The following is a 12,367-nucleotide window of genomic DNA, read 5'->3' as shown; positions in this document are numbered from 1 at the left end:
ATCCGATATTAGAATGTAAATACTAAAAAAAATCACAAAGAATACACAGATAGATTAATTTAATAGAACTATATTAGAATGTAAATATAGTTAATTGTACATAATTTAAAGCAAGTTCTCCTATTTAATAGAACTATATTAGAATGTAAATCTGCTACTCCTGTAGCAACTGCATTTCCACCACTTAATTTAATAGAACTATATTAGAATGTAAATTTATATCTTCTACCTTTTTATCTAATTCTTCTTCTGATTTAATAGAACTATATTAGAATGTAAATCCTAATAGGAAGTATTCTATATTGAGGAATAAATATATTTAATAGAACTATATTAGAATGTAAATTCCATAAATTCCAAAGGTTTCATCTAAAATTCTCATATTTAATAGAACTATATTAGAATGTAAATACATCTTTAAAAGAAAATAAGGCTATAGGAGCAATAATTTAATAGAACTATATTAGAATGTAAATTAATAAAACTGATTTTTCAAAAGTAAAGGGATTTAAATTTAATAGAACTATATTAGAATGTAAATAAAGTAGGTGATTAGATGGGGTTCAAAATAGAGCATATTTAATAGAACTATATTAGAATGTAAATTTCTTTCCAGCTCCTCTACCCATGTACCAAAAGTGGATTTAATAGAACTATATTAGAATGTAAATAAACACCGAAAGAGGTTGAGTTTATTTCCTCATACCATTTAATAGAACTATATTAGAATGTAAATCCATCTTTTTTTCGATAAGTAATATTGTATTCCAACATTTAATAGAACTATATTAGAATGTAAATTGATTGTTCATCGAACCAATTATAAACAATATCCTCATTTAATAGAACTATATTAGAATGTAAATTCACGTAGTATCTATCACCTATCTGCACTATCTCGTATTTAATAGAACTATATTAGAATGTAAATTAGAAAGTCTCTCATAGAGTTCACATATACTGTTTGAATTTAATAGAACTATATTAGAATGTAAATACTGGATAGGTTACACTAGTTAGGACAGGTTTTCTCCGAACATGATATAATAATATTAGGAGGAGAAAATCATGTCAAGAAAATATTATGAGGAAAATTTCAAGAAGCAATTAGTCAACATATACAACCAAGGTAACCATACCTATAGAGATCTACATGAGCAATATGGAGTCTCTCCATCTACTCTGAGGCAGTGGGTAATAAGATATAATAATACTAAATCATTTAATGCTGAAGATAATAGAACTGATGAAGAAAACAGGGTAATAGAACTAGAAAAAAGAGTTAAGCAGCTTGAGATGGAAAATGATATTTTAAAGCAGGCAGCACTACTACTAGGCAAAAAGTAGACTTGATTATTTCCAATAGGGAGAAATACAGTATTAGTGCTATGTGTAAGTTTTTAAAGGTCTCAAGAAGCTTGGTATATTATCACCTAAATAATAGGAAATCTAGTTCTGTCAATAAAGATTCAGAGATAGAGAAACATATAATAAAAATCTTTCATAGAAGTAAAAATAACTATGGCACCAGAAAAATTAAAGTAGAGCTTGAAAAACTGGGTCATCAAGTCTCTAGAAGAAGGATAGCTAGGATTATGAAAGAAAATGCCTTGGTATCCAACTATACAGTAGCTCAATATAAGGTCCATAGCAGGGGCTGTAATGAGTCTAAAGTCTCTAATATAGTTGATAGACAGTTTGATAATAGAGATAAACTAGAGGTAGCAGTAAGTGACCTTACCTATGTTAGAGTAGGCGGTAAATGGAACTATGTCTGTACCTTGGTAGACCTATCTAATAGGGAAATAATAGGCTATTCAGCTGGTCCCAATAAAGATGCTTCTCTTATAGAAAAAGCACTTTTAAGCTGCCGTTATCCTTTAAAAGATATAAAGATATTTCATTCAGACCGTGGTAAGGAATATGATAATATAAAAATAGATAATATCCTAGAAGCCTTTAACATAGAACGTTCTCTAAGTAGGAAGGGGAATCCCTATGACAATGCTGTAAGTGAAGCTACCAATAAAATCCTAAAAGTAGAGTTTATATATCAAAATAGATTTGAAAGTCTGGAAGTGCTTAAATTAGAGCTTGCAGAATATATTTACTGGTATAATCACATAAGAATTCATGGATCTTTAGGATACATATCACCAATTGAATATAGAAATAGAGCTAGCTTTGATTTAGCAGCTTAGGCAGTATTTAGAAAGTATATTCTTGTTCGGAATAAATTTGTCTAAAAAAGGGTTGCCTTTCCATCTTAATCAAACGAAAGGGTGAGGACTAAATTTAATAGAACTATATTAGAATGTAAATTTAAATTAAGCGGTTTTGATAATTATACTAATGCCCAATTTAATAGAACTATATTAGAATGTAAATCTTAAATAGTCCATCATCCTAGCAAACCCAGTATACATTACCCCTGGTGTTTCTATTCCAGATAGTGGAAATAGTCTGAGATCAACTATATTAGAATGTAAAAATAAGATGATAGAGTATATTAACATTAGTCAAGTATGCGTTTTATGAAAGATATTTAGAAAATTAGTTCAGAAAGTTTATGGAGAAAAAGAATTAGAAAAATTATTGAAGTAGACTAGGGAGAAATTTTTAGTCTTTTTTTATTTTTTTGAAGGAGTTTTAAAACTTATGTAGAAATATATAAGTAAATCTTATATAAGGGGCGATAAATTATGTTAGAGGGTTTATTATTTATATCTAAGGATTTATTATATTCTTTGGATACTATAAAATTTACAGAAGATGAAAGAAACTACGTAACTAGTATATTGAAAAAGGTTATAGATGTCTCATTGGTAGAATTAGAACAAGAAAGAATGACAGGATAGAGTTCTGATAGTTGAAATGTTAATAAATCTCTTGCTTACCATACAAGTGCTTTAATATGGTGCTAAATAAAAAATAAGAACCTAAAAAGATTCTAGTGTTGCATTTAGGAAACAATTAAATATTGACAAAGTGAGAATCCCTTGGATGGAGAGTGTAAATGATTTTGTGCTTTTATATAAATAATGGAGCACTAATCTGACAAGAATTATTAAATTGGATTAAATTTACAATTAAATATCTTAAGATTTATTTTGCCAAGGCTTTTAAGTTTTATACATTAAATTTATTTGTCTTGGCAATAATTCTAATTATGAGAAGGTATGTCTTTTTCAAAAAGAAATTTTATTTTTTGCTGGGATTATAGTCATTAAACTAGCCTTTCAAGCTAATTTTAGGCCTATAATCCTTTTTATTTCCATCGAAACTTCTGTTATCTAATTACTTTAGATGTTTTTCTATTCTACCTTCAAAGAATATCATCAATTGATTCAAAATTGAATCCCAATTTCTATATCTTTGAGTCCATTTCTTTATTACGTTTTGACTAGCTAAATAAAGCATTTTTTCAAGTGATTGATCTGATGGAAATACTGACTTTGTTTTAGTCACTTTTCTTAACTGTCTATGAAAACCTTCTATTATATTTGTAGTGTACATTATGATTCTAATTTCACTAGGATACTTGAAAAATGGAGATAATACATCCCAGTTTATTTCCCAACTTTTAATTGCATATGGATATTTCTTACCCCATTTTTCTTCTAATTCGCCTAAGCTTTCAAGAGCAGCATCCTCATTTGCAGATTTATATACTTCTTTAAAATCTCTAGCAAACTCTTTTAGATCTTTATAGTTTATATATTTAAATGAGTTTCTAAGTTGATGTATTATACATCTTTGAATCTCTGCCTTAGGATATGCTGCTTGTATTGCTTCTTTTAAACCAGTTAATCCATCAACACTAAATATTAATACATCTTCTAGGCCTCTGTTTTTAAGGTCATTTAATACACCTAGCCAAAACTTGGATGATTCATTTTCCCCTATCCAAATACCTATTACATCCTTAAATCCATCTAAATTAACCCCTAGAACTACATAAGCTGCTTTACTCTTTATTTGCCCATCTTCTCTTACTTTGTAATGAATAGCATCCATAAAAACAAATGGATATATTGATTCTAATGGTCTATTCTGCCATTCTTTTATTTGTGGAATAATATTGTCAGTAATTTTACTTACCATATCTGCTGATAATTCTATTCCATAGATATCTTTAATCTGATCGTGTATATCTCTAGTAGACATACCCCTTGCATAAAGGGATATCACTTTTTCTTCTATACCTGATATATCTCTTTTATTCTTAGGTACCACAATTGGCTCAAATTCACCATTTCTATCTCTTGGTACTTCTATTGGTATTTCTCCATAATTAGTCTTCACAGTTTTTTCTGTATATCCATTTCGTCTGTTATCGGTCTGCTTATTTATTTTATCTCCTTTAGAATATCCTAATTCTACATCTAATTCTGCTTCTAACATCTCCTGGAGTGCATCTTTAAACATATCTTTTAGATAAGAATGAAGATCTCCTGCTGTTTTTAAATTTCCTCCTGTTATCATTTCTCTTAATACTTCTTTTGGTAATGTTGACATAAAAACGCTCCTTTCTGACATTTATCTTATTTTGATTCTTGCCAGAAAAGAGCATTTATTTTCACAAAAGCACAGATTATTTTACACTACCCTTGGATGATATAAATTACATCCAAGGGATTCCTAATTCTACAGTGTAATACATAATTGTCTAATATTACCATATAGGGAGCTGAAAGTGCTACAAGGCTAATTAACAATCATTCAATTTTATCCAAGTATTATCCCGTTAATAAATATTCTATACTTTCATTGAAATTCTCTAATATATTTACTTTTATAATCCTTGTAAGAACTAGCATTGATAATTTAGAGTTTATTTTCATCTTAAAAATATATAACAGCATATACATTATCAAGGCAGTATATATTTGGATCTTTATAGCATTTTCAGAATACCCGATACACTTCTTTATTTTAAGATTTTGTTTAATCCACTTAAAGAACAACTCTATTTTCCAACGTTTCTTATATAAAGCTATTATTCCTTCTGCTGGTATATCAAATATATTTGTTACAAGTCTAAATTCTTCCTCGTTTTCATCAAAAGTTAGGATTTCCCTATATGTGTGCTCGGTTTTATTCTTACTATATTCAGTTCCCATTGTAATTTCATAATCAAATATTAAATCATTTTCCACATAGGTGCTTTTGATTTCTTCAACACAGGCATTAGATACCTGCCTTGTTATAAATTTATATTTATCATCAGTTAATTTATCATACCATTTATAATCAGAATATCCTCTATCAAATAGATATATAGCATCCTTATTATTAATCATGTCATCTATACATTTTCTATCATTTACTTTTCCTGATACTATGTGTATCTTTTCAGGGAAATCGCCATTAAAAAGAGTACTTACTTTAACTGCCGAACGTTTCTGTTTATTATCATAACGAAATTCTTTAACAAAATTGAAAGGCAAATCTATCATAGTAGAGTCTATAATTTTAATTATTGGAAGATCCTTATTGATACGCTGAAGACCAAACATTTTTGTAGCCTTGTTTACTATATGATAGTAAAGTTCCTCGAAAACCCTATAATCCCTGTTAGCATTCTTTCTTGAAAATTGGGAAACACTTGGTACATTAATCATTTTTCTTAATTTATTATTATTTGAGATATTAGTTTGCAGTTCCCTCAAACTATTTAAACCCTTTAACTGAAAGAAAAGCATTGCAAGTAGGTGTGAAGAAGTATCAAAATGCTGCGTCCTGTAATCTGTATTATATTTTTTGACAAGCATATTTAGTATATTACCATTAATTACTTGTGTTATTTTATCAAAAAATATTTTATTATTATTTATATACATGAAAAAGAACCTCCTTGGTGTATGGTTTCTCGATAATTCCATTAAACCAAATGAGGCTCTTTTTTTCATTAATCAAATTTTACCATGTCAACTGGTATTTTTTATTTTGATGCAACACTAGAACCTAAAAAGATTCTTATTTCAATGATTTATATTATTAATCCCTGTGCCATTTATTGTAAATACAGCAAATTGGACCCAAATATACACAATTTAGCACAATAAATAATGGCTATTTTTCAACGTTATCACAACATAAACAAAGACACAAAAAGTATATATTAATTTTTCAAAACCAGAGCGAGGGAATAGAATTCTCTTGGGTAAGTTCGATTCTCATATACTCCCACCAGAGTAAATTAGCCACTTATGTGGCTTTTTTTATTTTTTAAAGAGTTTTTAAATTGACGTTGAATATCTATAGTGAAAGGATGTAGAGAAGAAGAATAAAGATAATAAACACGCCTTAATTACAAGTATTAAAAGAAAAGATAAATATGTTAAAAGAAGAAAATTATGAATAATGGACAGAGATTTACATTATTAGTTGAAGAATTAATACATAAGGATCTTAAATACAAAAAAGAATTTTTTAATTTTGTATTATACTTAAATGATAGAATTGGAATTGATAAAGCTTTTGGTTTAACAATTTCTGGCATTGATGATTATTTTATATATTTTTCAGATTCTAAAATTGGAGCTTTACCTATATTGATTACACATATTTCTGTGCTAAAAGCATTATTTGATATATAAGAAATAGGTAAAATATAAATGATAATTGTCATAAATAATCTTAAAGACATATCTGAAACACATACAGCTTAAATTTGACTTATAATATGAACTGAATTCTATATTAAATAGAATTCAGTTCATATTATAACCCTTCGATAGTTTAATTTATAAATTAATTTTAAAATCATATTGTACTCTAGTACTACATATAGTAAATATACACAAAATAAATTTAAGGGGGTAATATGTAAGTGAAAATGAGAAAGAAGAATTTATTAGGCTGTATTCTTTTAATGATGGTCTTATTATTGACCAATATCTCTCCAGCTTTTGCTCAGGCTAAGGATGATTATACCATTGATATGAAACAAGTTGAAGCAGATTGGGAAAAGGCTGCTAAGGTACCTGTAGTGAGTGATAAAACAGTGGAGGGATCTAAGGGAATAACTCCCATGGCTACTGGAACATATCCAACAAGAAAGGGAGTTATTTTAGTCACTCCTGACAAATTAAAAGGCATAATACCTACAGGGCATGCAGCAATTATCTACAATAACACTACAGTTGTTGAATCCCTATCTGGTGGAGTAACTACGGGAGCTAATAATTGGAACAAGGTCAGATCAAAAACCTATGGAGTAACTGTAAGTGGAACAACCACAACTCAAGATAGCAATGCTGCTAATTGGTGTTATAATCAAAGAGGTAAAAGCTATAACTGGAACTATCTGAATGTTTCAACTAGAAGCTCTTTTTATTGTTCTCATTTAGTTTGGGCAGCATTCAAAGACTTATATGGAATAGATTTAAATACTAGTTCATATGGAGCAGCTGTTCATCCAATGGAGTTGGTAAATACCAGTAGAACATCAAAAATATACGAGAGCTAGTTTTATTGATTATAATTTTAACCAATAGTGGATATACATTTAGTATATCCACTATTATAGCTTAGGAGGGAAACAAATGTTGAGAAGAATCTTGATTCTTATGACAATGGCTTTTTTATTAATATTATTAGGATGTAGCAATAATAGTTTTAATATGAAAAATATTGATTATAGATATGGAGTCATTGAAACAACAGGCCAAGAAAATATGTCCTATCTATCTTTTTATAATGATAACTTGGAAAAGGTAGGGGAGGAAAAAATTAAATATGGCTCTATGGGAGATGGATTTGCATTGCCTATAGTTTTTGATAAGAGCATGTTTATTGTTCCAAAGGGAATATATAATCAAAAAGAGCTTACTTTTATTATGGAATACGATTTAGATGGATTTGAAATAGAGAAGTGGGATACTGAATTACAGAATATGAATAGTATAGCTGTAAATAATGATTTTATCTTTGGTGTAAATACCATGGATTTTACTTCTAATATTGTAAAATGTAATAGAAAAACAAAGGAATTGTCTAAAATTCAAATACCTGATACCTATATTAGCTATATTGAAGTCTATGAAAATGAGTTATTTGCCTTTGGTGAAAGTGAAGATCTAGGAAAAATGAAATCATCCCTTTATATAATAGATACTAATACTCTGGATATCCAAAAAGAAATAGATATTTCTCATATAGGGTTTGGACAATATGATACAGTAATAAAGGACAATAAATTGTATTTTACAGCCTCCTATTCAATAGATAGTATAGAGAACCAGCCTACAAATAAACTATTGGAGTATAATGGGGAAAGTGGAGAAATCAAGACATATAGTTTAAAGGAAAATTTTCCGTTTCAGATACTAGGGTATGGAGATAATCTATTAATAACTCATTTTGATCCAGTAGGAGTTACAGGCGGTATAATCAGTATATTTAATATTGATGATGCAAGTAGTGAGTTAATTGAATTTAATCATAATATAGAGCATCTGCATCTGGATGGAGATGATATTATTATATTAGGAAATGGACACCTATATAGATATAATAAAGAATTTTCCCTAGTGACCTTTACTCCAATAACCAATACTAGAAAAACTAATTATCATTATTACACAACAGGATTATTTAAAAGATAAAATAAGAGCATATAAAACTTTTTATAGATTCTTTTATAGGTGGCTATATTTAACGGATACTTATAAAAGAAATGACGGGAATAAATCTATAGGTAAATTTCATATAAGAGATGATAAATTATATTAGAAGGTTTATTATTTATATATAATGATTTATAATATTCTTTGAAGGTCGTGAAATTTACAGAGTATGAAAGAAACTATGTAACTAGTGTATTGAAAAAATTATAGATGTATCGTTAATATAATTATAACAGGGCAGAATTGGAGTATAGAGTTTTGGGAATTATTGTGTTAATTGACTTTTGGCTTACCATACAAGAAGTTTAATTACCATGCCGAATCAAAAAAATAAGAACCCAAAAAGATTCCTATTTCAATGGTTTGCATCATTTGCTAGAGAATAGAGTTCTATTGGGTAAGTTCGATTCTCATATATTCCCATTATTGTAAATTAGCCACTTAGTTGGCTTTTTTTATTTTAAGATTTATTTGATGGCTTTCATATTATTGGAAAAACATTAGATGTATCACAATTTATTATAGTTATAGCATGAACATAAATATTTGTCGTTGTAAATGCACTAGTCAGATAAAATTTTATTACCAATATATTTAAGATTATACATATAAGATTCTTTAGTCTGATTTGTTAGTTTTATATCTAATCACTACTTTATAGTTGGAAAACGACTTAAAAGCCATATCCTTATAAGTTATTGGATTATCCAACACTTCAGTCTCAAAATCAAGTTTTGTATACCTTAAGAATCTATCTAAATTACTATCTTTTAAATCAGTTTTAATAGGTGTTGAACATCTTCTTAAGGATTCATCTAAATTTGCTTCTGCTAATACAAAATTATATTATAAGGAGATTAATGATATAACTAAGTTGTTCAGAGTTTGTAGTTATATCATTAACCTTGGTTTGTCCACCATAGTGTTGATAGCACCGTAGTAGATTTTTATTCCCATATTTCTAATACTGATAATGGTTCAAAACAAACCAAATAATTATCTATTTGATATTGTAATCCATATTTTTGTTTATAATAAATTAAAACTTCTTCTATATACTCCTCAGTAACACCTAAGTATTCAGCTAACTCAAATCTATTTCTAACACCGTGCTTATAAGCATCGATTAATTTTGTGACTCCTACTAATTTTCTATACCCCCAAGCTCTAGCATATCTTTCTTGTTTCCGATTGCTAACATCCGATTGATCTAATATATTTCCTGCTGTAGTATGGTAGTGTCCTATTTCTTCAGCCAATGTACATTTCTTGTCTGTATTGCTAAGATCTTTTTTTATAGCAATTCTATTTCCTTTAATTCTTCCCTTGTAGGCTCTAAGCGGTTTTTCTTTTACAATTAATTCATGTATTTCTGCTTCTTCTAATAATTCTTCATAAGTCATTTAATCAGTCCCCCTGTCAACTTCCTAAAAATCTTCGTCATCCATTATAGCATCATCATGGGCTTTATCTTTTTGGGAAGCTCCATCAATTTCGTGTGCAGCATTGGGTAATAGATGAGAATCTTTTTGTATTGTATATTTATCTATATAAGTAAGTTCTTCAACTCTTTTTATGGCTTCTTGTTGGCCAACTTCATTTAACTTGCGAAGGTTGTTCATTAATTTCACTTCTCTTAGTGAAACTACTCCCATATTCGTTGTATGAATATAATCTCTATCCATAGGTACATCATAACCCATTAACCAAGCTTCACTAACATTCAAAGCCATTCCTAATATGGAGAGCTTTTCTTGCCTAGGTTCAACAAGTCCGGATACATACTGGCTTATATCAGATTTATTCATCTTTATATTGTATTTTTCGGAATATGGCTTTGTCATTTCTAATATATCAATCTGTCTTAGTCTACGTTTATTCATAATTTCTTTAAGTCTATCAGATGTAGTTAATTTCTTCAAAATTTTCCCTCCTATCGTTCTAAAATTAAATATATCATATTTTAGACTAAGGTTCAATAATGAAATACAAAAGTTAAAATAAATTGAATTTATGTGTTGACAAAGAAAAATTCTAATGATATATTTAAGTCAATTCAATTAGATTGAACTTAGAGAAGGGAGGATTTATTCAATGACATTTAATTACAATAAATTAAGGAGAAAAATTATTGAGAAATTTAGTACTCAATTAGCTTTTTCTAGAGTTATGAGAGTATCGGAAAGAACCCTATCTTTAAAGCTTAATGGGAAAATATATTTTACCCAAGATGAGATTGCTTTAGCTACTGAACTTCTAGGCATCCCACAGGAAGAGATTCAAGTATATTTTTTTACCTCCAAGGTTCAAAATGATTGAACTGAATTTAAGAAACCCAAAGGAATAAAAATAAGGTTAAAAAGACTAGATTACACAACTTTGAGAGAAGGACAGATAAATATATAGCTGACCAGCTAGAAGATGTAAAAGAAAGAAAGAGAAGAGAACATTAGCCAAAGAGATATGGCTGAAACTATATATAGTGCCAAACTTAATGTAGATATAGTTATAAAACAAATTAAAGAAGAAATTAAAGGGGAGAAATACATGGATATAATTAAATCATATAAAGATTTGTGTAAAGAGATAAAGATATGGGAGCTAAGGGTAGAAACTTATGAAGCAGAAATCAGAGCTATAAAAAAGTTAGCTAGATTATATGGGCCAGGCGATGTAAAAGGAATAGATTACACTAAGCCAAGAGTACAAGAATCTAATCAAATAGGATTTGAAGAGGCCTTATTTAGATTACACCAGCTTGAGGAACATATATCTATGCACCAAAGCACTATAGATGAAATGGAAGAATTAAAAAAGGAAATGGAAGAGAGAATAGGACGACTAGATGGATTAGATAAAAAGGTAGTATATATGAGAGAAATCCAAGGGAAGCCCTTGAAGGAAATTGCAGACGAGTTAGGATACTCTGAAATATACATAAAGAAAATTTCTGCAAGGAATCCGAAAGAGTATACTTAGACTATACTGACAAATGAATTTAGGCATGCTATTATAGTATCATGGAAAGTTGTCACAGATCATATGTCAGAAAAAATAAAGATTATAAAAATCTCACGGGTTCCTCTGTGGGATTTTTTTATTACATCTAAGCGATTTAATTGTTATAAGTTATTTTTATATTGACCATATGGTAGGTAACATTATCTACATTAGATAAATTATCCAAATATTAGAGAGGAGGTGATTAAGTTGAAAAGGAAATAAGAAAGTAGGATGTTTTATGAGGCAACTATTCACTTTAGGAGGTGATAAAAATTGTAAAATATACTGATATATACAAGGCTATTGTAAAAAGGATAAAGACTAAATTTCCAAATATAGTCTTTAGTACAGATGTTGAGAAGGATGTAGTAAGACCTTCTTTTTTTATTGAGTTGAATAACATAAAAATTAGTGACTTTATGAGAGAAGCAAGAGACACTTATTTGACTGCAAGGATTTATTACTTTTCATCTACAGCAGATGAAAATGGGATTGAATTACTGAATATGTATGATGACTTAGTAGAACTATTTTTAGAAAATAATTTAATTACTGTAGATGAATATGTAAAATTTGAAATTAATGAGCTAGAAATTAATGTAATTGATAAGGTTCTACATTGTTATTTTGACATTAGAATATCTGAAAGTTATCCACGTGATAAATCAGGTATTGGTGTTGATTTTGAGGATAAAGAACTAATGGAAGAATTAAATATAAAGGAGTGAGGA

12 protein-coding genes and 1 CRISPR repeat array are annotated in these 12,367 nt (G+C 28.6%); of the genes, 8 read left to right on the top strand and 4 right to left on the bottom strand.

Annotated elements, in window-relative coordinates; genetic code table 11:
• Positions 1-57: 57 nt before the first annotated feature.
• A CRISPR array of direct repeats spans positions 58-997; the repeat unit is 29 nt; unit sequence ATTTAATAGAACTATATTAGAATGTAAAT.
• Between the two features lie 71 nt (positions 998-1,068).
• Both KQI41_RS12160 and KQI41_RS12155 read left to right on the top strand, forming a co-directional pair.
• Positions 1,069-2,201 (top strand): IS3 family transposase gene (locus tag KQI41_RS12160; RefSeq protein WP_425335888.1). Its coding sequence is split into 2 segments (ribosomal slippage): positions 1,069-1,336 and positions 1,336-2,201, totalling 1,134 coding nucleotides; the frame shifts between segments, so codons are not numbered across the junction.
• A gap of 501 nt (positions 2,202-2,702) precedes the next feature.
• Complete coding sequence (locus KQI41_RS12155) at positions 2,703-2,858, top strand: hypothetical protein (RefSeq protein ID WP_216585387.1); 156 nt, start codon at positions 2,703-2,705, stop codon at positions 2,856-2,858.
• Positions 2,859-3,297: 439 nt separating this feature from the next.
• On the opposite strand, the gene KQI41_RS12150 is transcribed toward KQI41_RS12155, so the two are convergent.
• Entirely contained in the window at positions 3,298-4,518 is a 1,221-nt protein-coding gene (locus tag KQI41_RS12150; protein ID WP_216585386.1) for an IS256 family transposase, read from the bottom strand.
• Positions 4,519-4,739: 221 nt separating this feature from the next.
• Complete coding sequence (locus KQI41_RS12145) at positions 4,740-5,843, bottom strand: IS4 family transposase (RefSeq protein WP_195838079.1); 1,104 nt, start codon at positions 5,841-5,843, stop codon at positions 4,740-4,742.
• Positions 5,844-6,359: 516 nt separating this feature from the next.
• Between KQI41_RS12145 and KQI41_RS12140 the strand changes: the two genes are divergently transcribed.
• The 3 genes from KQI41_RS12140 to KQI41_RS12130 all read left to right on the top strand — a co-directional run bounded on the left by KQI41_RS12140 (position 6,360) and on the right by KQI41_RS12130 (position 8,612).
• The gene (locus tag KQI41_RS12140) at positions 6,360-6,602 is read left to right on the top strand and encodes a hypothetical protein (protein WP_216585385.1); all 243 of its coding nucleotides are present in this window, start codon (positions 6,360-6,362) and stop codon (positions 6,600-6,602) included.
• Positions 6,603-6,841: 239 nt separating this feature from the next.
• Positions 6,842-7,474, top strand: coding sequence for a YiiX/YebB-like N1pC/P60 family cysteine hydrolase (locus tag KQI41_RS12135; RefSeq protein WP_244971160.1), 633 nt, complete (start codon positions 6,842-6,844; stop codon positions 7,472-7,474).
• 76 nt (positions 7,475-7,550) lie between these two features.
• On the top strand, positions 7,551-8,612 hold the full coding sequence (locus tag KQI41_RS12130) for a hypothetical protein (RefSeq protein WP_154442787.1): 1,062 nt from the start codon (positions 7,551-7,553) through the stop codon (positions 8,610-8,612).
• A 968-nt stretch (positions 8,613-9,580) separates the two neighbouring features.
• Here KQI41_RS12130 and KQI41_RS12125 read toward each other — a convergent pair.
• Both KQI41_RS12125 and KQI41_RS12120 read right to left on the bottom strand, forming a co-directional pair.
• A complete protein-coding gene (locus KQI41_RS12125; protein ID WP_216585383.1) occupies positions 9,581-10,036 on the bottom strand; it encodes an ImmA/IrrE family metallo-endopeptidase in 456 nt (151 codons plus the stop codon).
• Between the two features lie 24 nt (positions 10,037-10,060).
• Entirely contained in the window at positions 10,061-10,555 is a 495-nt protein-coding gene (locus KQI41_RS12120; RefSeq protein ID WP_154442785.1) for a DNA-binding protein, read from the bottom strand.
• A gap of 172 nt (positions 10,556-10,727) precedes the next feature.
• On the opposite strand from KQI41_RS12120, the gene KQI41_RS12115 reads away from it, so the two are divergent.
• The 3 genes from KQI41_RS12115 to KQI41_RS12105 all read left to right on the top strand — a co-directional run bounded on the left by KQI41_RS12115 (position 10,728) and on the right by KQI41_RS12105 (position 12,364).
• Positions 10,728-10,952 (top strand): DUF739 family protein, encoded by a 225-nt coding sequence (locus KQI41_RS12115; RefSeq protein ID WP_216585382.1) that lies wholly within the window; start codon positions 10,728-10,730, stop codon positions 10,950-10,952.
• 144 nt (positions 10,953-11,096) lie between these two features.
• Positions 11,097-11,612, top strand: a complete 516-nt coding sequence (locus KQI41_RS12110; protein WP_216585381.1) for a sigma factor-like helix-turn-helix DNA-binding protein — start codon at positions 11,097-11,099, stop codon at positions 11,610-11,612.
• Between the two features lie 287 nt (positions 11,613-11,899).
• Positions 11,900-12,364: a phage tail terminator family protein gene (locus KQI41_RS12105; RefSeq protein WP_216585380.1), complete on the top strand. Its 465-nt coding sequence runs from the start codon at positions 11,900-11,902 to the stop codon at positions 12,362-12,364.
• Positions 12,365-12,367 lie beyond the last annotated feature (3 nt).

Origin of the sequence: Tissierella pigra, assembly GCF_018917845.1 — a bacterium.
Lineage (GTDB): Bacteria > Bacillota > Clostridia > Tissierellales > Tissierellaceae > Tissierella > Tissierella pigra.
This window is presented reverse-complemented; position numbering and strand designations above follow the sequence as displayed.

Excerpts from the sequence above, each read along its gene's own strand:
- KQI41_RS12155 (WP_216585387.1), top strand. The coding sequence starts at position 2,703 with ATGTTAGAGGGTTTATTATTTATATCTAAGGATTTATTATATTCTTTG.
- KQI41_RS12150 (WP_216585386.1), bottom strand. The coding sequence starts at position 4,518 with ATGTCAACATTACCAAAAGAAGTATTAAGAGAAATGATAACAGGAGGA.
- KQI41_RS12145 (WP_195838079.1), bottom strand. The coding sequence starts at position 5,843 with ATGTATATAAATAATAATAAAATATTTTTTGATAAAATAACACAAGTA.
- KQI41_RS12140 (WP_216585385.1), top strand. The coding sequence starts at position 6,360 with ATGAATAATGGACAGAGATTTACATTATTAGTTGAAGAATTAATACAT.
- KQI41_RS12135 (WP_244971160.1), top strand. The coding sequence starts at position 6,842 with ATGAGAAAGAAGAATTTATTAGGCTGTATTCTTTTAATGATGGTCTTA.
- KQI41_RS12130 (WP_154442787.1), top strand. The coding sequence starts at position 7,551 with ATGTTGAGAAGAATCTTGATTCTTATGACAATGGCTTTTTTATTAATA.
- KQI41_RS12125 (WP_216585383.1), bottom strand. The coding sequence starts at position 10,036 with ATGACTTATGAAGAATTATTAGAAGAAGCAGAAATACATGAATTAATT.
- KQI41_RS12115 (WP_216585382.1), top strand. The coding sequence starts at position 10,728 with ATGACATTTAATTACAATAAATTAAGGAGAAAAATTATTGAGAAATTT.
- KQI41_RS12110 (WP_216585381.1), top strand. The coding sequence starts at position 11,097 with ATGGCTGAAACTATATATAGTGCCAAACTTAATGTAGATATAGTTATA.